Annotated in this window: 14 protein-coding genes and 2 pseudogenes; 2 read left to right on the top strand and 14 right to left on the bottom strand. The window is 45.3% G+C overall.

Annotation, left to right across the window (positions count from 1 at the left end; genetic code table 11):
- Nucleotides 1–149: 149 nt before the first annotated feature.
- The 8 genes from AC58QO_RS11060 to AC58QO_RS11025 form a co-directional block, all read right to left on the bottom strand.
- A complete protein-coding gene (locus AC58QO_RS11060; protein WP_497265341.1) occupies nucleotides 150–929 on the bottom strand; it encodes an IclR family transcriptional regulator in 780 nt (259 codons plus the stop codon).
- A 151-nt stretch (nucleotides 930–1,080) separates the two neighbouring features.
- A complete protein-coding gene (locus AC58QO_RS11055; RefSeq protein ID WP_497265340.1) occupies nucleotides 1,081–2,460 on the bottom strand; it encodes an extracellular solute-binding protein in 1,380 nt (459 codons plus the stop codon).
- Nucleotides 2,461–2,590: 130 nt separating this feature from the next.
- Nucleotides 2,591–3,415: a carbohydrate ABC transporter permease gene (locus AC58QO_RS11050; protein WP_497265339.1), complete on the bottom strand. Its 825-nt coding sequence runs from the start codon at nucleotides 3,413–3,415 to the stop codon at nucleotides 2,591–2,593.
- Nucleotides 3,415–4,296: a carbohydrate ABC transporter permease gene (locus AC58QO_RS11045; RefSeq protein ID WP_497265338.1), complete on the bottom strand. Its 882-nt coding sequence runs from the start codon at nucleotides 4,294–4,296 to the stop codon at nucleotides 3,415–3,417. The genes AC58QO_RS11050 and AC58QO_RS11045 overlap by 1 nt, the downstream gene beginning before the upstream one ends.
- 42 nt (nucleotides 4,297–4,338) lie before the next feature.
- Nucleotides 4,339–5,598: an FAD-dependent oxidoreductase gene (locus tag AC58QO_RS11040; RefSeq protein WP_497265337.1), complete on the bottom strand. Its 1,260-nt coding sequence runs from the start codon at nucleotides 5,596–5,598 to the stop codon at nucleotides 4,339–4,341.
- 102 nt (nucleotides 5,599–5,700) lie between these two features.
- Nucleotides 5,701–9,243, bottom strand: a complete 3,543-nt coding sequence (locus AC58QO_RS11035) for a glycosyl hydrolase-related protein (protein ID WP_497265336.1) — start codon at nucleotides 9,241–9,243, stop codon at nucleotides 5,701–5,703.
- A gap of 215 nt (nucleotides 9,244–9,458) precedes the next feature.
- The gene (locus tag AC58QO_RS11030; RefSeq protein WP_497265335.1) at nucleotides 9,459–9,608 is read right to left on the bottom strand and encodes a hypothetical protein; all 150 of its coding nucleotides are present in this window, start codon (nucleotides 9,606–9,608) and stop codon (nucleotides 9,459–9,461) included.
- Nucleotides 9,609–9,683: 75 nt separating this feature from the next.
- On the bottom strand, nucleotides 9,684–10,463 hold the full coding sequence (locus AC58QO_RS11025) for a phytanoyl-CoA dioxygenase family protein (RefSeq protein WP_497265334.1): 780 nt from the start codon (nucleotides 10,461–10,463) through the stop codon (nucleotides 9,684–9,686).
- Nucleotides 10,464–10,611: 148 nt separating this feature from the next.
- Here AC58QO_RS11025 and AC58QO_RS11020 point away from each other — a divergent pair, with 148 nt between their 5' ends.
- The gene (locus AC58QO_RS11020) at nucleotides 10,612–11,382 is read left to right on the top strand and encodes a helix-turn-helix domain-containing protein (RefSeq protein WP_497265333.1); all 771 of its coding nucleotides are present in this window, start codon (nucleotides 10,612–10,614) and stop codon (nucleotides 11,380–11,382) included.
- Nucleotides 11,383–11,568: 186 nt separating this feature from the next.
- Here the strand turns inward: AC58QO_RS11020 and AC58QO_RS11015 are convergent, their stop codons facing one another.
- From AC58QO_RS11015 to AC58QO_RS10990, 6 genes and pseudogenes are all read right to left on the bottom strand, one after another.
- Nucleotides 11,569–13,803 carry a MerR family transcriptional regulator gene (locus tag AC58QO_RS11015; protein ID WP_497265332.1) on the bottom strand — a complete coding sequence of 745 codons (2,235 nt, stop codon included), beginning with the start codon at nucleotides 13,801–13,803 and terminating at the stop codon, nucleotides 11,569–11,571.
- Between the two features lie 166 nt (nucleotides 13,804–13,969).
- Nucleotides 13,970–16,258: a chondroitinase-B domain-containing protein gene (locus tag AC58QO_RS11010; protein ID WP_497265331.1), complete on the bottom strand. Its 2,289-nt coding sequence runs from the start codon at nucleotides 16,256–16,258 to the stop codon at nucleotides 13,970–13,972.
- A 266-nt stretch (nucleotides 16,259–16,524) separates the two neighbouring features.
- The gene (locus AC58QO_RS11005) at nucleotides 16,525–19,131 is read right to left on the bottom strand and encodes a discoidin domain-containing protein (RefSeq protein ID WP_497265330.1); all 2,607 of its coding nucleotides are present in this window, start codon (nucleotides 19,129–19,131) and stop codon (nucleotides 16,525–16,527) included.
- A gap of 27 nt (nucleotides 19,132–19,158) precedes the next feature.
- Nucleotides 19,159–20,169, bottom strand: a complete 1,011-nt coding sequence (locus tag AC58QO_RS11000; RefSeq protein ID WP_497265329.1) for a glycoside hydrolase family protein — start codon at nucleotides 20,167–20,169, stop codon at nucleotides 19,159–19,161.
- 275 nt (nucleotides 20,170–20,444) lie between these two features.
- Nucleotides 20,445–21,653: pseudogene (locus AC58QO_RS10995) on the bottom strand (right-handed parallel beta-helix repeat-containing protein); the annotation flags it as partial.
- Between the two features lie 108 nt (nucleotides 21,654–21,761).
- Nucleotides 21,762–22,286: pseudogene (locus AC58QO_RS10990) on the bottom strand (3-keto-alpha-glucoside-1,2-lyase-like domain-containing protein); the annotation flags it as partial.
- Between the two features lie 698 nt (nucleotides 22,287–22,984).
- Here AC58QO_RS10990 and AC58QO_RS10985 point away from each other — a divergent pair.
- On the top strand, nucleotides 22,985–23,812 hold the full coding sequence (locus tag AC58QO_RS10985; protein WP_497265328.1) for a helix-turn-helix domain-containing protein: 828 nt from the start codon (nucleotides 22,985–22,987) through the stop codon (nucleotides 23,810–23,812).
- Nucleotides 23,813–23,819 lie beyond the last annotated feature (7 nt).

The raw sequence follows: 23,819 nt of genomic DNA, 5'->3' as shown, positions 1-23,819 counted from the left end.
AAAATGTTAAATTGACGACTTTCTTGCTGCTAATCGAGCTCCCCTTCCACAAATGTAAGCGTATACAAAGATGAAAAGGAAGGCAACATACATTGCACTATCCTTTCAATATTCAATTTGTACTTGCTTTCGGTTCATGTCTGATGTCTTTACGCTTCTTCGCTTTTATTGTCAGCAAGGCATTCCTTGATTTTCAATGAAGCTCTTTGGGAAATTTCAGTCACAATTTCAATCAGCTGATCCTTCTTATGCCGCATCCTGATCTCAGGCAATCCAATCGCTAATACATTCACCGCAATCTGTCCTTGCTCATAGATCGGAGCTGCAATACCGCATGCGCCATCTTCCGTTTCTTCCATGTTCAATGCGTAGCCTTGCTCACGCACTTGTTTCAGATGAGCGATAAGCTCTTCCTTATCCGTGATCGTGTTCGGTCCGCATTTCTCCAGCGGGTGCGTTTCTAGATATTTCTCCAGCTTCTGCGGCGTCATATAGGCCAGGAAAATCTTCCCTTGTGCAGAGCAGTGCAGCTTATCTAATAAACTCGCTCCCAGCGTCACACTCAGTGTATATGAACTTGGATAGTAAATTTCCGTTGCGATGCCATTCTTCCTTAGCACACTATAGTACGAAGATTCTCGTTCTGATCTTTCGTATAATTCCAAAACGAAGGGCTTCACGATATCATTAATATGATGCAGCACCATAACATTGGAAGCCAATTCTACAAGACCGTAACCAAGTGTGAAGCCACCGCGGGCTCCAACATGCTGCACATAGCCTCTATCTACCATTGTGCTAATTAGATTATGCACAGTACTTACGGACAAATCGAGCTGCTGAGCGATTGATTTCAGTGGCATTGAGGAATTGTTCGCAGACAATAATTCTAGGATATCCAACGCACGGTCCAATGATTGAATGGACAATAAAATCAACCTCTATTCTTAGATTATAGGAATAATATACCTCCAGGCTGATAAAGTTTCAATCGCCGCTGGAAAATCCCCCCTAGTTAGGGGCTCTTTACATAATAATTGCAGGAGAAATAGCGTTTCCGCTATTTCTCCTTACTGTCATTTACTTTTTATTCGCAACCTCTTGCACTTTAGCTAATACTTGATCCATGTTCATTTTCCCGCCAATCACTAGCTCATAATTCGTTTTAAAATCTGTCCATTCTTGCTTGTTCGCAATCAAACCTGGTACATGCGGGCTGGATTGGCTTGTTTTTTTATAGATATTAATCATATCCTTCAGTACGGGGTAATCAACTTTCGTCATATCCACGTTCTTGTTACTTGGGAATGTGCCCGCTTCCTTCAACGCAGCCAATTGCACATCTGCACTTGTCATATGTTGGATATATAGCTTCGCAGCATCCTTCTGTTTGGTCCAGCTTGTAATTCCCCAACCTGTGTCAAAGAGGGAGAATTGTGTCTTCGGCTGCACCGACCCGATACTTGGGAAAACGAATACGCCGACATTGTCATGCCCAATCCCATCTCCAAGTTCCTTCCAATTCAATGTATCAGACCATAGGCCGCTGATGATGGCTGCTTTCCCATTTTTAAACATATTCGCTTGATCTGGATATAGGGCCAATGAAGTCGCGTCCTTGTTGTAATAGCCTAAATCCCGTAGATCTTGAATCTTCTGTAGAGCTCCCGCCACTTTCGGATCTGTCCACTTGATGTGATCCGCCGTACGGAAGGTCGCTAACTCCTCGTAAGATAAAGAGTTAAAGAGCAATGAAGTCAGCCATGCATTGGCATTGGCTCCGCCTTTGGCCGTCGTACCAATTGGCGTGATGCCTTTGTCCTTCAGCGTTTTGCTTGCGGCTAGCAATTCATCCCACGTTGCCGGCGCTTTATTCGGATCAAGACCCGCATCTTTAAATAATTTCTTATTGTAGTACCAGATAGAACCTTGAACGGAAATCGGTGCTAAGTAGATATGCTCAGCGAACTGAACCGGGTCTTCTTTTTTACCTAACGGGAAGTTCAATTGCTCTTGTGTAGCCGGATCAAGAAGCGTTTCAAGCGGCAATAGGGATTCTTTCACACCCTGCAAATTGCTGCCTCCGTTGTACAGCGTCACGTCTGGACCATCCTTGGACATCATCGCCGTTTTGAACAAATTGCGGAAATCATCGTTGGCCGGCTGACCCACATGCTCAATTTTGATATAAGGATACTTCTTCATGAAAGATTCGTCGGCTTCCTTAAAGACCTTCCCAAGACCTTTGCTCGTATCCCCGTAAAACCAATCCCATACAACCAACTTTACATCCTTCGGTTTCGCTTCAGCAGTTGCAGCTGCCGTTGCTGCTGCTGGACTTACTTGCGTTGCCGGGCTGCTCGAACTCGTTGAAGTGGTGCTGCTGTTACTTCCACATGCACTTAAAATCAAAGTCATCACTGCGATTGAAGCGATCGTGTTTACGTTTCTCTTTTTCACGGTATGTAAGCCTCCTTTTAATATGAAAGCGGTATCTTTATTACTCGAAATCAATATAGCAAATAGATCTTCAAGTTGTCAAACTATTTTTATTATAAAATAAATGTATTTCACTATTATGGGAATTAACTTATTCTTTAATGGAACCTGCCGTAATACCAGCGACAATTTGCCTTTGAAATAGGACATAGAACAGGATGACGGGCACAACAGCAATGAGCAGACCTGCGGTTAACAGCGGGATATCCGTTTGATATTGACCTTTGAGCAGAGCGATCCCCGTTTGCAACGTACGCTTATCTGGATTTTGCAAAATGATGAGCGACGCATAAAACTCATTCCACACATACAAGAAGCCGAGGATACATACGGTTGCTATGGCAGGTCGATTCAGAGGCAGGAATACGCGAAGGAATAAGCCCGTCACGGAAGCGCCGTCGATCACCGCAGCCTCATACAGGGATTTGGGAATAGCCTTATTGTATGAAGTCAGAAACAAGATAAAGAACGGCCCATACATCGCAATATAAACAAGAAGCAGCCCCGTGAACTTATTGAACAAATGAAACGTGAGCAGCTCTTTGAACAAGGGCACAATAATAACCGGAAGCGGGATAATATTACTTAGAATAAATAGGACAAGTACAACGGGCAGCCACTTGCTCTTCCCCAGTGTGAAGGTGAACGCAGCCATACTGTAAAGCACGACAAAGCAGGTAAGTGACAACACGGTCATCCAGAGCGTATTCACAGAATACGATAGCAGCTTGCCGATTTGCAGCGCACTCGCTAAATTGTCGAACGACCAGTTCGCTGCCAAGCCTAGCGGATGGAGCGAATATTCCTTCGAGGTTTTGAAGGATGTCACCACGATGAAATACAGTGGAAATAGCGTCGTCAGCGAGACTAAGGATAGAAAAAGAACGGAAGGGAATTGGAATTTAAACGTTCTCATCACTGCTTTTTCCCTCCTCGTTCAGATAACAGTAACCGCTGCACAAGCATCACCAAGGCAACTAAAATCATCAGAATGATGCCAAGGGCGGATGCATAGCCAAATCGGCTTTGCCCATCGGTGAACGCGACATTGTAAATCAAATAATCAAGCAGGATCGTCGATTTCCCTGGGCCGCCTTTGGTCAATGCATATACGAGGCCGAATTGGTTGGTAAATAGACTAATCGTATACATGATGGCAAGAAACTCAATAGTTGGTTTCAACATAGGAAGGATAATGCGGCCAAACGTCTGCCACCAGCTGGCACCATCAATTTTGGCTGATTCCAGCACCTCATGTGACATCGTAGACATCGCTGCGAGAGTGATAATCATCCCTGTCCCCATGCCGGCCCAGACAAGCACAACGATGAGAATCGATCTAGCCATCCACGGCTCTGTTAAAGGATCCATGATAAGCTGTGTAAGTCCCAATTCCTTCCACATCATATTAATGGGGCCGTTCATGGACAGCATAATTGAAAAACTAAAGCCGATAACCACAGCTGAATACACCTGCGGCAGGAAGATGACCGAGCGGAAGAAGGAAGATCCCCACACCTTTTCATAGACAAGCACAGCCAATAATACGGATAAAATGATTTTTATCGGGATGCTGATGAAAAACAGCAAACTGTTGAACAAGCTTGTTTTGAAGGCTTCATCGGTCATGATTTCCGTATAATTTTTCAATCCTACGCCTTGCGCTTCAAAGCCATTGTAGTCTGTAAAGCTGTAATAAAAGGATTGGGCAATCGGAACCCCTTTGAAGAGTAGGAGAATAAGGATGACGGGAAGTAGGAATGCGAACAGTACATAATGATCTCGTTTGCGAAGCAAGGAGAATGCCCCCTTTCGTGTTACTTCTTACATGCAAATCAATTAATGAGCTGCTTTGATGGCAAAAAGTTTATCCTGAAGCTCTGTCATCGGAACTTCTCTCATTCCGCATTGCTGCTGAATAGCCATGACAGCAGCAGTCCCTGCTGCTTCGCCCATCCCCATCGCGGTAATAGTTACCCTCGATGAGCTTAAGGCTTCGCGCGTTGCCGAGTGGCAGCGCCCTGCAACAATGACGTTATCGAGCTTCTGCGGCAATAGTGTCCGATAGGGAATATCATACGGGGCCGGTTTATAGTGTGTATGCGGATGTACGCCTACAGAACCGTCGGACGGATGCATATCCAGAAACCATGAGCCCTTCACAATGGCATCATCGAACGTCCGCGTAGCGGTAATATCATCGACCGTTAACGTGTAATCCCCAACGATACGCCTCGTCTCCCTTACGCCAATCTCCGGACCCGTCGAGATGAGATAGGCATCTTGAAATTCGGGCAGCGCCTTTTTCCATGCGTCGAACATGATCCATGCGTCCTCGCGTCCTCTCATCTCTGCCTTGCTTTTCAGATCGGGATCCAGCGGCTTGGAATGAATTCTTGTTGCGTTGATGGTGATCTCGTCTTTGGCCAAAGAGAACATCCAAGGTCCGCCGTAACAAGGCAGCTCCCCATTCTCGAACGGTGCTTTCAAGGCCTCTTCGCACTTGCGCGGCAAATCCGCATCTACCTTCACATTCCCAATGCGAAAATGAAGTGTCATCGGTTGGACCGTCTCACTGATTTCATAAGGTGCTCCTGCCCAGCCTGCAATATCTCCATCACCTGTACAGTCAATAACGACCTTCGGCTTTATGGCATACATGCCGCCTTTGTTCGCTGTGATGACAGCTTCAATTCGATTTTGACTAACACAAACGTCCACTACTGGGCTATGGTACCAGGTTCTGATCGCTAACTGCGAATAATATTGATCAACAAGGGTCTTTAGCTTTTCAGGATCAACGGTCTGGTGAAGGCCCTCAAGTCGGGTAGCTTTGGGACTTGCATACCCCATTCTGGCATATAGCTCAAATGCGACGCCTTTCACGATAATATCGCCATTGCGAAGATCCGTTAAGCCGTCGAAAAAGGGGTTGTGGACAGCGGTAATGATACCTCCGGAGTAACCATTCTTCTCAAGCACCATGGTGCTTGCCCCGCCTCTTGCCGCCGCTATTGCAGCGCCAATACCAGCGCAACCGCTTCCACAAATGAGAACATCCACTTCAATTTGTTGTAATCCCTTCGCATATGAATACATAGATATCCTCCCGAATATTCACTATTTTTATATTAATGTAATTATAGTACCATAATATAAGAAATAATGCATTAAAAAAGCGGGAATTCCCGCTTTAATTCTCTAAAAGGTATCTCTTCGTTCCGGAAGCCGCTTCGTTACAGGTGTTTCACCTCGAACTCCCAAACAATTAGTCTGAACATTGCCTGCGTAATCGGTAATATATACCTTGTAATACCAGACATCCCCTGGCGTAAGTCCCGTATCTTCCCACACTTGTAATTCATAGTGATTCGGATTCAGACGTGCTATTCGATTGTCACGACTAGGCTGAAAATCCGGCTCCGCACCTCGAAATAATTCATAATAAGCAATGTCTGGTTCCATATTCCGCTTCCAATAGATGGCTAACGCATCCCAATCCAAAGGAATGACGCTCAAATTATGTACAGGTTTAGGGGCGGTCTTATTCATTAAGCTCGTTTCAGCCATAACTTTCAGACGCGTATGCTCGGACTGCCCATTATGCACAGTACCAGCAATCACCTGATAATAATATTCCGTGCCCGGATGAAGCCCAGTGTCCATGAAGCTAGCCGTCTCCACATAGCCCACCTGCGTGTGCAGGGTTGGAGGCGCTAGAGCGTCTTCGGAACGGTAGATAAAGAAACCATGTCCAGCACTTCCTTTTTCCACCTGCCACGTTAATTGGATCTCACTATCACTCATTGGAGTTGCTTCTAGATTGTGGATCTCCCTATACTCCGCTTCTTTCACATGCAACTGGATCGTTGCCATATCATAAGAAGTTATTGTGATGAAGAGATTACCATCTTCTAGTTCCAAAGGCTGCAAGCGATTTTCTACCAGATCACAAGACCATGCCCGATCTATCTGAGCAAAGCCAAGCTTTACTTTAACACTTGTAGACTCTCGTCCTTCCGTTTCAACAAGTCGGAGCGTGTAGCCATCTCCTGGTTTTTCCGACCTTTTCAAGACAACGACTTGCACATTCCTATGGTCAACTTCAAGGAAGCTGATCTGTTTCTCGCGGTGCTCATGATGCACATCAACCAAGAGCGGGCTGGCTTGCTGCCATCCAAATGTCGCCGCCTCCCCTTTCTGCCAATTGCCCGCATGGGAACGAATCGAATAAGAGAGCTCCGCTTTATAATCCTCTAAGCTTAACGTCGTAAGACCTGACATACGGTTAGACCATGCGTAGCTATAGAGATGCGAACTTTCCGGGATATAATCTGCGCTTAATTGGTTATACATGATCTTCCCAAGATGAATCGCTGAGGCTTCGTGGGGAACAATGGTTATACCGAAGGAACCATCCCCGCTGCTTACGTCCAACCATCTATTGACCGTGACGAAATCGCGTACAGAGGGTAAAAAGTCCTCGGCAGGATCAAGCGTTCCCCCTGCATATTCGGCTCTAAACGTTGGATTGTTCACGTGAAAAGGGAAGGAGACAAACACATTTTGTTTGTATCGATCATTGACCGAAGTATGCAGGAAATCCATGCGCTCCGTTCGATTGATGACATCCAAGTGATCCGCATTGGCATACAAACGATAAATGGATAGAAGTTTAACACCAATACGCCGATCGGCTAACTCCACTCGGATTTCTGACATCACAGGTCCAATGGTGCATGATACGTCGACTGTCTCTCCGATGGAAGTAATCGTCAAATCTTTGGACAACAGCGTGTAGGAGAACTCGCCAGTCGTCACTTGCAGCCATTCATTAAACCCATGAGCCGCTTCTGCATCTAATAAGGAACGATTCAATTCTTTATCATAAAATGTACAAACACGTCCATTCGAGCGGTCGACGGCAAACCGATACTTCGCGTTTTCGATTGTGAACGAATCCAGCGCTTCACCCATTTGGAGGTCTCCAGGGGCAGCTTGAAGCTGTGATTCTTTTACGAGGGTATAGGTCTTATATCCGTAGGCTGGTACATCCGTTGCATTGAAGATAAAATCGCTGCTGCTATCGAGCTGTTGAACCCTTATTTCAGCACCTGTTGCTTCATCTTTCATGAGGCTGTACGTAAATAAATCGTCGGATGCTGCTTTGAAAATGACAAGCCCTGATCTCGAGTGAGCCAGTGAATTCCAAACGGTAATCGTTGAGCCAGATCCATCAGTCCTCGTTGTGGCTGATAAACGTGATAGAGATTCATTCAGCAGCGTGTTCACTTCTTCAGCGGTTTGTCTAATTTTCTTTGTTTTGACTACATTGGTGTTAAAAATATTCATATTGTTGCCTGGCAGCATGGTCGGCCAGCAATGTTCATCAAACTCCACGAGATGAATGTAGAGATCATTCAATAACTTCCCTGGATACGTCCTCTCGGATCGCGATGCCGCTATGGCATGGAGGCCCTCCGCGAAGGCTAAGTGACGCGTCGCTTTGCGTTTAATCCCTTGTGAGGCTGGATCAATGCTCGAATAATCGCCAGAGTAGTTGTTGGTATCCCCTCTGACAACCGGAATCTGGTCACCATATACCTCTTCAAGCCGCAGCATCGCTTCATTGGCATCAGCAAAACAGATCTGCGGATACGTAAACCTGCGGCGCCATTCAATGAGGATACGCTCATCTTCATGCGGTATTTCCCAATCGATATAGTTGCTCATGAGGAGTGTGTCATATGGATAGTCGCCGTACATCTCTCCACGCTCAACACGCAGCAAGAAATCGGATAATTGGCTAGCTGCGGGCTCGACATAGTTCATCCCCCCGCCGCCTGCCTGACCGATCCACAAACTCTCCCCATAAAAGTCGGTAAAATAGCCCAGAATACGGTCATTCCCGTTAGGCGCTGTCAGCCAGCAAACCTTCGGCATGCCAATTTCCTTATGCGAACCTGGACCGCGAAAGGTCGTTCCGAATCGATAGAAATAGCGAAACCCTGACTTCGCAAAGGCTTGAAAAGACGACCAAGAAGCGCTCGGATTATCGATGACTGCAATCCCTTTGACATCCAAATCAAAGCGATCCTTCATTTCCCTGCGAGCAGGATAAGAAGCTCGCGCGATCTGTTCGTAGTCCATCCAGTGCCAGTGAGGACCACTCGGATTACCCAACAACGTCATTAAACCGGATTTGACGTACTGATCAATGAATTGTCGCAGCTGCGCTGGCGTTCTCTGCTTCTCATAAGCACGGATGTACCCCATATGCTCGAGATGGTAGTGCCATTCATGCAGCTGGTCCTTATCCCCGACTAATCGTCTTGCCAAATCCATATAATCAGCCGCTTCCGCCTGCATATGATCCACACGACCATCATAGCCTAGATCATAATGGGAGGCTTTGACCATATGAACGCGCCATTTCCGCTGTGGCTGCCACAGCTCTGACCAAGAAGCAAGTGTTTCACCCGATTCTTTCACGAACAGTGTGATCGTAACCAAGGAAGGCGTTTCCATATCTCTAACTCTCACTTCGAATTGTTGATCTCCTTCTATAAGAATGACTTGGCTTTCCCACGTCTCTTCTGCTGCTTCCCCTTCGACTGTTACTTGCATCACAGCATCGATCTGCTCAATGTCTTGGCTTCTTACTGTCGCGTAAACGATCTGTCTTAGCGGCACTTCATTGGGAAATAGCACGGTCGGATTCATACCGACAACATTTATTCTCATCTCGGGATACCGTCCTTATTTTGGAGTAGTCGAAAACGAAGAGCTTGCTGTATAATCAAATAGTAGAGCTAAATAAAACGCTTTCTTTTATGTAATTCATATTTATAGAAATATAATTACCACATTATAATAATATTCCATTTCAATCTTTCTGACAACTTAAACATTTATGCTTTTCGCGTTGTCGATGACTCATTCACGGCATTTCTCCAGCTTCACAATCCTCCCATGTAAATCAGCAATCCACACATGCCCTTTATCAAAATGGAAATGCCATGCGTATATCCCAAACGTGTACCTACGAGAATTTTTGCCCAATCTAGCTGCATACGATAATGATTGTCTTGTGAACCTAATCTGATCATTGTGCTTCTTCATCTCCTCGTCGTTATGAAATAGAAATAAGAGCTCCCGATGAACACATCAGGAACTCATAGCATTTATTTCCTACCATCCTCGTTTCGTTCAGGCGCGATCCCAACTAAATGATCATTATAATGATAATGATCTACACCCTTCACTAGAAATGCTCGCCAGTTCGGATTTTTCTCAGGATCCCAGCCCATCTTCACTTCAGGTGTTGTAAAACGAAGACTTAATGCGACACGCGGAATGTTGGACGTGTTTCGCTCTGAACCGTGGAAGATCGTTTCCGTGAAAAACACTGCTTGTCCTGGCGTCAATTCAATATCGATCGCTTTGCTCTCATCAACTAGGGAAGCGTCAATCTCGCTGGTCAGAAACGACTTATCTGTCGGATCTACAGGTTTATGTTCAACCAGATCAATGTGAGTACCAGGTATAATTCTCAAGCAGCCATTCTCCGTAATCGAGTAACCAAGACTCAGCCAGGCGGTTGCGTTAATCGGCGGATCCATTGGCCAATAATGAATATCTTGATGCCATGGAATTCTTTTCTCGTTGCGAGGCTCCTTATACCAGAAGTTCGTTGACCATAAAATAATGTTATCACCTAGAATTTCGGAAATCGGTCCCAAGATAGCTGGATGTGTCGCAATGTTGTATACCCATTCATTTCGAATATGCCAGCCAGCCATATCCATCGTCGCACTACCTGAATTATACTTAGATTGCTGGATAGTCTCGAAGAAACGTTCATAGCCCTTATCAGCCTCTTCTAACGATAATACTTGTACAGGAGCGCAGTATCCTTCTTCGTTATACTGTGAACTAGAGAATGATTTACCTGATTGGATCATAACTTCTCACCTTTTCCTAAGATCATTTACCCTTTGTGGTATAGCCTAATTATAGCTACCTCTCAGGTGAGATAGAATTAACAATACTATTTATTTCTGAACAATTCTCATGTTAAAATTAAAATGTTTAGTGTGAGGAGGATACCATATGTTTCATTTTCACTATATTAACTATAATGAGCTTCATCCCGGATACTCACATAAGTCGACTTCCTTACCGGAGTGGCACTCTGTTTTACTCGGGCTTGAGGGGCAAATAACGTATCACTTTGGCGCAGAACAATTCTCTGTTTCCAAAGGAGAGCTTATTTTCATTCCAGCAGGCTTGCAGCGAAACTATGACATCGCAAGAGATCAGCTGCATGCGTCCTATTCCATTCACTTTTCAACTTTTGGCTCGGAAACGGACATTCCCTTGGTGCATCTCCAACAAGTTGTACATTTGAAGCTCCGCAATCATTTGTTCTATAAACAAAGATGTATCGCGATGCATCAACTGTGGCTTGCACAAGCTCCTTACTACCTTCAATCCTGTGAAGGCATCTTATTAGAACAATTAGCTGGACTTAATCGGGAAATGGAAATGCCTACTCCTACCAAAAAACATTCACTTGTAGCCGAAATACAGCAATTTATTATTGAGCATTATCGGGAACCCTTGCGCATTGAGCAATTGTCGGAGCATTTTGATCGACATCCTAACTACATTACGTCTGTGTTTCGTGATGTTCTTGGTTGTACACCGATCGAATTTCTCCATAATATTCGAATCACTTCTGCCAAAGATTTGCTTATGAACACTTCGATGTCTATTGCACAAATTTCAGACTTTCTTGGATACTGTGATCCTGCTTACTTTAACCGCGTATTCAGAAAAAGAATGGGACATCCCCCATCAGCTCTGTTAAAAAATCGCTAAGAACTAATGGTGTGTTTGGTCAAAGATGCTAACATACACTCATTTTCGAGGAAAACAGCTACGGTAGGATCACATTTCCTTGTCACTAAGAAATGTTGTTTCCTGTTTTATAAAATGGAAAAAAGAGGGTCCGTCCCCCGCCACATAGATGGCTTTTGGGACACCCTCTTTTATGCTTATCAGGCCTTAAATACCAAGAAATTTAGCAACCTTATCAAGCAATCTCTGTTGGGAAGACAACTGAATAGATATGTTATCAAAGCGTTGGTTCAGCAAATCCTCATTGGAAACCACTTGACTGCTAACCGCTTGTTCGATTAACTCATTTAACTTCTGAGTATTAATATTGTAGTTTTTATGCAGTTCTTGCTCTAACTCTGTAATACTTTCTTTATGCTGCTTGCGCAATTCATAAGTCGCTGCATGCATCTCATTCCTGAGATGTTGCTCCAGCGTCTCCGTTATTTGGGGTTTAAAGGTTTGAAGCTCTTGATCCAGCTTCAAGACATTTTCTTGAAGTATTTTCTGTAGTTCACTTGTCACTATTTGCATTTCATTCTTGAGGTTTTGCTCCAGCGCTTCTGTAATTTGGGGTTGAATGATATGGAATTCTCCCTCCAACTTCGAGACACTTTCCTGAAACTGCTTCTGCAGTTCATTTGTCGAAGCTAGTATTTCACCTTTGTAATTATGCTCCAGCGTTTCTGTGATCTTAGGTTGAACAGCATGGAGTTCTCCCTCCAACTTCGAGACACTTTCCTGAAGCTGCGTCTGCAGCTCACTTGTCGCCGCTACCAGTTCAACCCTGAAATTATGCTCCAGCACTTCTGTGATCTTAGGTTGAACAGCATGGAGTTCTTCCTCCAAATTCGAGACATTTTCTTGAAGCTGAGTCTGCAGCTCACTTGTCGCTGCTTGTAGTTCACCCCTGAAGGTTTGCCCCAGCGATTCTGTGATCTTAGGTTGAACAGCATGGAGTTCTCCCTCCAACTTTGAGACACTTTCCTGAAGCTGCGTCTGCAGTTCACTTTTCGCTGCTACTAGTGCAACCCTGAAATTATGCTCCAGCACTTCTGTAATTTGAGGTTGAATGGCAAGGAGTTCTTCCTCCAAATTCGAGACACTTTCCTGAAGCTGCGTCTGCAGTTCACTTGTCGCTGCTACTAGTTCAACTCTGAAATTATGCTCCAGCACTTCTGTAATTTGAGGTTGAATGGCAAGGAGTTCTTCCTCCAAATTCGAGACACTTTCCTGAAGCTGCGACTGCAGTTCACTTGTCGCTGCTACTAGTTCAACTCTGAAATTATGCTCCAGCACTTCTTTAATTTGAGGTTGAATGGCAAGGAGTTCCTCCTCCAAATTCGAGACACTTTCCTGAAGCTGCGACTGCCATTCACTTGTCGCTGCTTGTAGTTCACCACTGAAATTATGTTCCAGCGCCTCGATCAGCAGGGGATGACCAGTATAGAACGCTTGGAACTCCTCTTCTAACTTCGTGATTCTGGCAACTTGTTGCTCCTGATTCACCTTTGCCACTGCTAGCAATTCACCTTTGAGCTTGTGCCCCTGATCTTCTATCAGCTTAGGCTGCACAGAATAGACCACATGCTGCAGTTCTTGAACCTGATCAGCCACACTCTTGTATTGCATGTTGAGTACATCAAAGTTGGCGGCAACCTCGCTGCTGTCATCTTGTTCAATGACCTCAGCTACCTTGTACGTAAGAATCTTGATGATATTACGCAGTTCAGTAACTTCTTCCGAAATGCCATTAACTTGTGAATGTACGGATTCCGTCATGCTTGTAAACCGCTCATCTTGATTAGCGCCCTTCGCAACTTCGATCATCTTTTCCATAAATGAAAGAACAAGACTTCGAAGCTCTGCAACTTCATTCGTTAGCTGATCGAATAGAACATTCACGTAATTATTCTTCGGTGCTACTTGTCTACCACTTGAAATGGAAGATATTCCAACCAGTTGACTATCATCTACTTGTTCGTTTATAGGCCTCGGAGATTTATTGGCATCTATTTTTTGTGTTAGAATCTGTACCAAGTTACGCAATTCCAAGATTTCATCACTTAAAAGGGGGCTAGATTTCGTCTCCATCTGAGGTAATTTCAATTCTGGAACCACCTCAGGAGACGGAGTTGCAAGGATCTCCTCACCTTTAAGCACTTGATGTTCCTTCTGCGACATTTCCTGTAAATATTCATAAACCATCTTGTGCGATTTATTGGCATCTTTAAGCTTGGAGATCATGCGAAATGTCTCGACAGCCTCTTCTGTGTATCTTAATGTTCCCCCAACAACGATGGTTGGAAGAAAATCAGCAAATTGCTTCGACCATTCCACTATCGTTGCTTGCGTTTTTCTAAGTTTACGTGCGATCTCAACGATCCTATATGTCCTTTTCATCGTCAACAATCATATCCTTTCTGATCTTATTACGTCCATTGGGCTTAGGCATCTATAACATGGTATTCAGCACAATAAACAAATGACAATGAATGAGTAAAATAGTTCGCAAGCAAAAAGGCCGTCCTGTAGGAAGGACAGCCTCGAAATGGAATGATTTTATTCCTTATGGCGCATTAGGTCCAACCTCAGAAGCAACCAAAGGATGTTTGCCGAAGGATGTGCTCGCAGACCGTTCATCTGCTCCAACATCAGTGGTAGAGCGTGTTTCGCCATCCATATCTTCTGTCACATAGGTGTAAGTTCCCACTGCAGCGTTTATGGCAGGACTGCTAGATGACAACTTTTGCAACCCGTTTACCGTAGTCAATAGCGGATTGATACTCCAAATTTGGGCAGATGTCCTCGAACCATTATTGCTTACTGTGCTGCCGTATCCCATGTTCCCTTCAAATACCGTGTTAGTGGTTCCAACTTCATTATAGAGGGTCCCTGTGGAATTTCTTACGATATTATTAGCCACTCTGCTGTCTTGTGGAGCTAAGGGTTTACCAGAACCAACGATGATTCCCGTCGAGCTATTTACAATCGTATTGTTGACGACTTGCGCTCGGTATATTTTCCATTGTTCTCTCAGGTCATCTGCTGATGGATTGGAAGGATAACCTCCTGTACCGCCATCATAATCCGCATTATCAAGAATGATCGCGTTAGCTGTTAGATTTTCCATGTAATTGTTGTAGATCTTATGATCGTTCCCATAAATGCGTATGCCAGCTTGTTCTGATTCTACACCATCACCTAGGAAATAATTGCCGTAAAAAGAGTTATTATGCCCATGTCTGGAGGTGAGCCCACCCTTGGAAGTCTTGAAGGTATTGTAGCGAACGGTATTGTTACTGCTTTTCACAGAAACGATTTCGGGCTCGCCGTCGCAATTCTCAAATAGATTGTACTGGATGGTATTATACCCATTCGACAAGGAGATTCCCGATAAGCCAAGGCGTATTGTTTCTTTCCCATTGGCCACCCATGGCCCCACATCATGAAAATAGTTATATTCGATTACGTCATACTGTGAGATGTTCCCGTTATTGTCGCCCTGATAAGCAATCAGCGGATCCGTGTCGCTCTTCGGTCCAAAATCATTATGATCAATTCGATTGTGATGGCTATCGACGCCACTAACTTGAAGCCAGATCAGGGTACTTCCAGTTGCTTGAAGTGCAAATTGATTCCTCGTAACGCGAATGTTATTGGATCCATCTAAGAGAAGGCCTGTATTTCCTAAGTTTGTAAATTTCAGTCCCTCAATCACGACATTGGACGAGCTCTGTATTTGGAGGGAAGCCCCGCCAGAAATAATCGCCTGCCCCTGATTCGCTGCTTTGATCGTGATCGGGCTGCTTGATGTACCATTTTTGTTGCTCAGTACGAAGGGTCCTGTCTGTGAGTATGTCCCGTTCGCTAGTACGATTGTCGTACCTGCACTTGCATTACTTAAGGCAGTTGCTAACTGTGCGGAAGTGGAAACCGAAACACCAGGTGTCACAGGGGCAACACCATAAATTTCTACTTCGGTATAACTGTTCCATAAGTTGACGGAGTTGCCATGGCCAACAATGCGTACATAACGAGTTGACGCTACATCCGTGAAGTCAAATGTCTGCAAGCTTGTATTCAAACTGCTCGTCACATTGGCCTGAGCCGTCGTAAAATTCACGTTATCTGTGGAGGTTTGAATATCGAAACTGGAAGTTCGCGTATCGCCATTTAGAAATGCTATTTTGATGAAGGAGACCTTGGCATTCGAACCCAAATCGTACTTGATCCATTGTCCATTGCCGCTAGCCGACCACCGTGTGGTTAAGTTCCCATCTACCGTGTTAGCAGGGACATTCCCATCATCTGCGCTAGCTGTCACGTTAGACCCGGAGACAGAGAACTTCGTGTCTGCGGAAGCGCTTGCAGAAGTATCACCGTAAATTTCGACCTCGGTATAACTGTTCCATAAGTTCACAGAGTTACCATGTCCGACAATCCGCACATAACGAGCCGGGTCAACATCGGGAAAATCAAAAGTCTGTAAGCTGGTATTCAAGCTGCTCGTCACGTTAGACTGAGCCGTCGTGAAATTAATATTGTCCGTCGATGTTTGTATATCGAAATTCGATGTTCTCGTATCCCCACTAATAAAAGCGATTTTAATGTAAGATACTTTTTTCACGGAGCCCAAATCATACTTAATCCATTGCCCATCTCCGCTTGCTGACCATCGTGTCGTTAAACTGCCATCTACCGTATTGGCAGGCACGTTACCATCATCTGAACTCGCAGTCACCCCAGATGGTGCGACCGACAATTTCGTGTCCGCAGCATGGCCTGCAAAAGGGATCATGGCAAGAATCAAACTAATCAATAACATCATAATACTTACTTTCTTGCTTTTTCCCATTCATACATCCTCCCTTAAGTTAAATTCCATTTGAAACAATGAATGCGCTCTACGCTTTTAACTCCTTTCAAAGATATCGAGTGCGTACACTCTCCTCCAATTTAATACAAATCACAGAAAATAATCATCATCATAATCGTAAATTCATCTTTAAAATCCAAACTACCTACCCTCATTAACTAAAATGACTATTCAAATGTAGAGGTGAACGCATGCAAAGAGGCCCATGCGTACTCGCATGGACCACTCACAGTCAATATTATGATTTATTTACTGCGAACTGCTTCCGAACCAAGACGGTCCAGTAACTGTTGTGTATATAGACTGCGCGGTTCCACATGGCTCCCGAAGCTCTCCCAGTAAGCTTCCTTGCGCTGCCGCTGATCATAGGTACTTGGAAGAAGTGACTTCCCTTTACTTCCGACATGCCCAATCGCATAATTTTGAGCGGTTGGCGGTTGTTGCGAGACTAGCTCATTGGTCGTATTCCAAGTGACATAGTTGGCGCCTGACCAGCCATGCCCGCTTCCCAACCAGGCTCGATCCTGAATATGGATCCGGCCCTTTACATTGTCATAGAGGCAGCCAACTGACCAGCGATGATGGGGTTCACTTGTGTTGTAATCCTTTTGCGACTCGCAGTCGAGGAATACGTTCGGTCCTGCAACCCGCGCATCAACGGCAAAGGCATGCCTTGCCGTTTCCGAGTAGGCTCGCTGGACGAGGGTTAATTCACCCATAAGATGGAACGCATACCGACGTCCTCCCGTCACCACACTGACAAAGTCATAGGCTGCACAATCCTGGATGGTTATCCACTTCGCAGCGCGTCCAACCTGCACCAGTGCATGCTGGAGATGGAAGCCGTCGACATTGCGTATCCAGGCGTTCCGTACATGATCCAGATAAATAAAGTTAATTGCATGCTGCTCATCAGCCATATACGGTTTACTGCCCTCATTGCCATCGATTCGCGTCTCATGGATCGTGGGATCATACGAAACAACCACTCTCAAATACTCAATACCGAGCTGTTCGATACGGCCTCCATCCTCGTATTTGACAAGCGCCCCGCCTCCCCAGCGGGTTTCAATGGCATTCGCAATTGGAGCGTCCAACGTAATACAATTGCCATCTATATGAGTGATCACTCTGTCAAATTCCAGTTGGAACGGAAGCCATTGAGCAGTTCCGCCTGCCACTGGCCTCAAGCGAATCGCATCCATACCAATGGCATGAATCCAACGTTCATTTCCATAGCGAATCACCTTGACGGTGTCTCCGACCCGATAACAGGATGCATCGCTAACATGAATTCTTCGTGCTCCCGATGGCACATAAAGATCACAAATGGAGGTCTGTGTCTCAGGCAGTAGCCGAGGGGCTGATTCTCCCCTGATTTCAAACACATTTCGCTGCTTCGTTCCTGTGGCATACAGTAAGGTACCACCCTCGGTTTCCCCCTCACCACGTACGACAATGCCGCTTGCCAGAATCTCTAATGTACCATCTATGGGGTAGATGCCCTTCTTCAAAAGTACAGTGCCACGAAAGCCGGACGAAGATAGAGGGAGATTAGCGACCAGATCAATCGCCGCCTGAATGTGTGTCGTATTATCCCCTTCTACGGGTTCAAGTGAAATAACAGGTACGATCTCAGGGATCGCTACGCCACCCCCTCCGTAACCGCAATTGGAGAAATCGATGATCTGATTCCCTTTGAAATCAGGCACATAAGCCAATCTTCCGTTCTCATCGAAATGTACGATTTCACTTTGCCCTGCTTTGTTACTAAGTGAGGGCTGAACGGTAAAATAAAAGGCATCATAGAAAGAGCGTCCGTCTTCTGCTTTCATCACAACGTTAATCCGGTATGTACCAGGCTCCTTCACTTCACCAGGAAAAGTAAACATCGATGCCATGCACGATGCTAATTTGCTTTCAGGAAGGCTCCCAACCAGCAGTTCCGTTGACATGTTTACTAATGAAACTTGCATCGTCATCGCTACAGCCGGTCTAACATGCAGGCCTGGATAGGGTTGGCCAAGCTCCAAGAAGGCAGGCTGACCAATATCCATAACCAAAGAAGGATGTACCAGATCGATATCCACCAACCACTCCGCAGGATCGTACACATCTATATAAAAGCTGGACTCTTTCATCACCCCGTCTAAAGTGACACTAGTCTTCATCTGTGAGATGCCCGACTTGAGACTGGTTATCCCTTTACGCTCATCTACTGTCACCACGTTCTCGTTGCTGGTTCTAATCGAGATATCCTCATTCGCGAAGTCGACATCCGAACCGTCTGTCAGGATCCCCTTCAGATCCAATGCCACTCGGTTGTTCACTTGTATCGTTAATGTATCGTCCTGATCGTAAGCGCGACCTTCAACCGTGCAAACTACGCGATCTAACAAGGGACCAGAAGGAATCGTTAGCCGTTCATAAATACCGAAATTAATGAGCTGAAAATCACGCTCCGGATCAAATAGCTCCATTTCCAAGGTGACGTATCGTCCGCTCACTTTCGGAAAAAGAGCCTCTTCGTCTGTTCCGATTCCGCCTCTCGACGTTTCCCGATTAAAAGCTTCATGCCAAATGACTCCGTTTGAAGAATGAAGAATACGGTATCTATGAATGAAACCGGATGCCAGCTTCAACTGGACACCATTGAACAAGGAGCAGTCACCCAGATCAACCGTGATCCATACGCGGTTATTATCCTTTTGATCGGAGCTTAGTGGCTGCCAATAGGTATCCAGGGCACCATCTACCGCATGAAGGCCCTTCCTATCCGTCATTTCTGAACTGCAGGTTACTTCGCAATGCAGCGCGAGATTGATCTCCGTTATCGCTTCTGTTTTAGACATATCAGTGTCCCTCCATCCTGATACTGCTCATTCAAGAGCTAATGGAATGACCATATTCCACGTTTGTGTGGCGTCATGGAAGCCCTTGGTACCATCCGATGTAGCCGCAAATAAATGAGTAGGCTTACCCTTTTGAAATAAAAGAAAAGGCCTTTCTAAATTACCCATCGTTTGGGTGATTCCATTATCCCAAGTAACATTTCGAGAATATGCAAGTGAACGATGGATCTCCCACGTTATGCCATCGCTCGAAGAAGCGTATACGCCGCCGTATTTTTCACCGGATAGATCGCCATCCATATCCTTTGCAATCAAGGCATATCCGTTATCTGTTCGCCACACGAAAGGGTCTTCCAAATGCGCGTCAGGCGGGAAAAGCGGGTTTTCACTCATGACCCGGTAAGGGCCCTCGTAATGAGCTGCTCGCGCAACCCCAAACGTCATTTTTCCATGTCCATAGCCTTCATACTGTCTAGCCTTATAAATCAAGAGCACTGAACCGTCTTCATTTATACAAGGGGCAGGATTAGACGTTAAGAAGCTGTCGAACTTCCCTGGTCTTGTTGATAAAATAGGTTCATCACGCCGCTGCCAGGGTCCGAACACACTGTGCGACACCGCCAATCCGATGCGCTTGTTCGCTCGAGCAACGATACATCGCGGATCTTGCAGACCAAATCCATCTCCCTCAATCGGATCAGGAAAAGGATGCGTTGACCCCATGTAATACAGTAGATACATGCCTTCATGCTTAACAATATGAGGGTTATGTGTACTGCGACCATCCCAATATTCGGCTCCTCGTGCGGGCAGAACCACCTCTTCAAACGAGTAAGGTCCTTCGGGTCGATCTGAAACAGCCCGAACGATCTCGGAGGAAACCAACCAGCCCGGATGCATCGGAAGAGATTTAGGCCACCTGGAGGCAAATAAATGGAATCTGCCATCATCCCCTTGAACAGCGGATCCGCACCAGACCCAATAATCATCCATGTAGAATCCACCGTTCACGGGAGCTGGCAAGAAATTATGAAGCATAGCAGCGCTCTCCTTCCATGATCCCTTCCCTACCGCAAAAAAAGGAAAGAAAATAAAATGACCTTCGTCTCGATGTTACTATCCTTGTCCTCATTTGTAATTGTCTATATTTATACCTCTATGTCTTTTTTTAAGATAGAGGTTTGTATAATGCCCGAAGAACCGCCCAGGTCAACTACCCAGACGGTTTATTTGTAGCTGGTCAACAATCTTTTCACTTTGGACCCGTTCAGCTTTGCAGTTAAATCCGTGGTTACAAGCCAACTTCCTTTATGTTAATTCCGACCAATATTAGTTCCGCTAGGTGTTCCTGCGCCAATCAAGTCACTGCCTGTGGCAAGCTTCAAGAAGTTGCCTAAATTCGGTGAACCATCGGCATTCCGCGTTAGCGTCGGCGTTAGACTTACGAAATCTGCATCACTTGCTAGGAGGCCTGCAGCATTCGTGCTCTTACCGCTTTTCCACCACACATTTGAGCTAGCTACATCAGTTCCGCTCGTCTTGTCACTAGACGTTCCTTTGTAAGACAAATTATTCGTGAAGGAATGCGTGCCTGTGTCAAAAGTAAAATTACCTTCTCCGTTGCTAAATGATGTGTTATTTTTTAAAGTAATTGAGCCTGGATTGCTGTTGAAGGTAAACCCGTGTTTCTTATTGAGATAAGCAACGGAATTCGTAACAATATGGTTGACTGCGATTTGTTCCCCACCTAATTTGTAGCCGTTCCCGTCGCTGCTGCTTGTCGAGTTCCCCGATGAGGTTTGACCGTTATGATGCGCTACGCTGTTCCTAATCGTGATTGGATCAATAGGTCCCGTATCTGATTTCGTGTACAGATCCCAACCATCATCCGTGTTGTATGATGAGATACAACCATCAAACACATTGCCAGGTCCAACGGTCAGCTTAGCTGCGAATCCATCCGCGTCTTCCCCGTTATCTGGATCGAAATTGTCGTGTGAGTACACATTTAATACGGTGTTGTTCGCTGGCCACTCACTGCGGAGTGCCGTAGAAGCGTATCTGCCAAGTTGTACACCTGTATCCCGATTATCGTGGACATCCAAATTTTCCAATCGATTGTTATTGCCTGCTACATATACGCCATTATCGGCTGAGCCTTTGATTTCGAGACCCTTGATGGTCCAGTAACTGCCGTTCACTTGCAAGCCTCTAGCATTGAGGGATACGTCTGCCATATTGTAGCTCTGTGATGAGAAATCCAAGACAGGTTTCTCTGAGCCATAAGGTTCGATTTGTTTGATTGCGCTAGCTGTGCCGTTATTCGTACGATCAATCGTAATTTGACTACTATAGCTGTACGTGCCGCCACGTAAATATATGATACCGCCAGGAGCCACTTTAGTAAGCGCCGAACTCAGTGTTGTCGGACTCGCCAATGTTCCTGGATTACTATCCGAGCCATTCGGAGCCACATATACTGCGCCAGCCGTTGGAGGAGGCGTAGGTGATGGCGAAGCGCTAGGTGGAACTGATGGTGACGGCGACGGTGAGGCTGATGGTGACGGTGATGTCGACTGCGTTGGCGCTGGTGTCGATGTTGCACCCGCACTATCAGAAACGAGGATGTCATCAAAGCTTACCGCTGCCTTAAAGCCCACTAATCCAATGCCGCCAGAACTTAAGCTCGAATCTGTTGCTGTAAGCTGCAAAGTGCCATTCACATACATGCGAATTGTCGATCCAGCCAGTTCTAGCTTGACGGTATACCACGTACCTACGGTAAGCGGGTAATCCAATGTAGCCAACGTCGTACTGGAACCGCTTACTTTTTTGCGAATTTCAAGCTTGCCTCCATTGCTGTTATACAAAGATGCCGCATAAAAATTGTTTCCATCTTGATAACGGCCCGCAACATACGCTCGATTGGTGCCATTCCAATTATCAATTTTCACCTTGGATTCAACAGCATAATCCGTCCATGAGGCATTACCCGCTGATGCGCGCCCTTCATTTGAACTGGTCTGGCGATACACATAGGAGCCATTCTCTTGAACCACCGTCCATGTGCCATTCTGCGTCGACCAGCCGCTTGCATCCCCATCATTGAAATTATCGCTGAATAAATTAGCTGCGAAGACGGATGGAATGATCATCATACCAGCGATTAGCGTGGATGATACAAGCGCCGTAAGGGTGTGTGCAGGTTTAAGCTTTTTCATTATTGAATTTCCTCCTTCAAGTGATTTCATTCTAAATGAACACGTTAACATTTGCATCTTACTACCACTTCATCATGATGCTAAGCCATCAAAAGCCTGACACCCCCTCATTTCTCCCGGCTTCCAAGAGGAACTAGCTTGTTTCGATGTCACTCCCCGACTATATCCAGTGATTACCAGGTGCGGCAATAATCATTTTTACATAAATTAACTATCCGAGGTAAAAATAGGTCTCCTTAACCAGTTGTAATCACTATCTCAGATGATAATCATTTGGTTAGTTTCGGGGTTGGGGAGGCTGTCGTTACGCAAGTTCTCGCGGAATCCGACGTTAGTCCGAAATCTCCAAATTAAAGCGAGATTTTTTTCCTTCCGAGGGCAAATAGTCAGATTCTGCCGAACGATTCCCTCAATTTCTGAGCGTGCGACTTGTTTGTGGCGATTTAGGTGGGTTATTTAGGACTAATCGTGAAATGAAGGCGCGGATGGGGGAATTAATTCGGTAATTTCAGACTATTGTGCAACTATATCAATCGAAAGGTTCGTTCATGTAGAACAATTAGCAAAAGACTTCATTTTGGAAAAAAGTTATACTAAGATTTAAGAAAATGACGATTAGGAGGGGCTAACTTTTGCGGTATCAGACTATCGCTTTAACCTCTGGATACACCATTCAAGAGAAATTCGCCCAATTTACCGATCATGATTTACATATGCACGATGCGCTTGAGGTCAGCATCGCACTTGACCATGGCATGAAATATAAGCTCGGAGATGCTTATTTTTATACAGAACCAGGAGATATTATCTTATTGCGTCCCTTTGAGCCGCATTGGAATTTGACCAAAAATGAAGACCAACCCAGTCGTTGGATTATGCTTCTCTTCTCCCCATCATTCGTCGGGTTCATCCCCCGAGGTTCCAGCTTACTCACACCTTTTTATACAACAGATACATCTCCGCTCATTCCGGCAGACACTGTCTACGCACAAGCAGTAAAAAGACTTGCCATTGAAGCCCTTGAGGAGGGAAAGCAAGCCCTTCCTGGCTGGGAGCTTCAACAGCAAGCCTTGATGATCCAAATGCTTGTTCATATGCACAGGTACTACCAAACCCTTATGAGGAGTCAGCAAATAGATGCTTCATCCCCAAGCAGTATTGTTCTTGCTGTCGCGTACATGATGGAGCATTGGTCTGAGGAAATAGATATGGACGAAGTGATTGAACGATCAAACCTCAAACGAACTTGGTTTTATACGAAGTTCAGGGATGTGACGGGTCTAACCCCGAATGAATTTATCATCCGGCTGCGACTGCAGTATGCGGGACATATGCTGCTTTCCACATCTAAGTCCATTACAGAAATTGCGCTAGACTGTGGCTTCGGATCAGCCAGTTATTTCAACAAAGTGTTTAAATCGCTGCACGGGCTGACTCCGCGAGATTATCGAAAGCGATAACATATTT

The organism is Paenibacillus sp. J31R30 (assembly GCF_059692115.1).
This window is presented reverse-complemented; position numbering and strand designations above follow the sequence as displayed.

Excerpts from the sequence above, each read along its gene's own strand:
- AC58QO_RS11050 (WP_497265339.1), bottom strand. The coding sequence starts at position 3,415 with ATGAGAACGTTTAAATTCCAATTCCCTTCCGTTCTTTTTCTATCCTTA.
- AC58QO_RS11040 (WP_497265337.1), bottom strand. The coding sequence starts at position 5,598 with ATGTATTCATATGCGAAGGGATTACAACAAATTGAAGTGGATGTTCTC.
- AC58QO_RS11035 (WP_497265336.1), bottom strand. The coding sequence starts at position 9,243 with ATGAGAATAAATGTTGTCGGTATGAATCCGACCGTGCTATTTCCCAAT.
- AC58QO_RS11030 (WP_497265335.1), bottom strand. The coding sequence starts at position 9,608 with ATGATCAGATTAGGTTCACAAGACAATCATTATCGTATGCAGCTAGAT.
- AC58QO_RS11025 (WP_497265334.1), bottom strand. The coding sequence starts at position 10,463 with ATGATCCAATCAGGTAAATCATTCTCTAGTTCACAGTATAACGAAGAA.
- AC58QO_RS11020 (WP_497265333.1), top strand. The coding sequence starts at position 10,612 with ATGTTTCATTTTCACTATATTAACTATAATGAGCTTCATCCCGGATAC.
- AC58QO_RS11015 (WP_497265332.1), bottom strand. The coding sequence starts at position 13,803 with ATGAAAAGGACATATAGGATCGTTGAGATCGCACGTAAACTTAGAAAA.
- AC58QO_RS11010 (WP_497265331.1), bottom strand. The coding sequence starts at position 16,258 with ATGGGAAAAAGCAAGAAAGTAAGTATTATGATGTTATTGATTAGTTTG.
- AC58QO_RS11005 (WP_497265330.1), bottom strand. The coding sequence starts at position 19,131 with ATGTCTAAAACAGAAGCGATAACGGAGATCAATCTCGCGCTGCATTGC.
- AC58QO_RS11000 (WP_497265329.1), bottom strand. The coding sequence starts at position 20,169 with ATGCTTCATAATTTCTTGCCAGCTCCCGTGAACGGTGGATTCTACATG.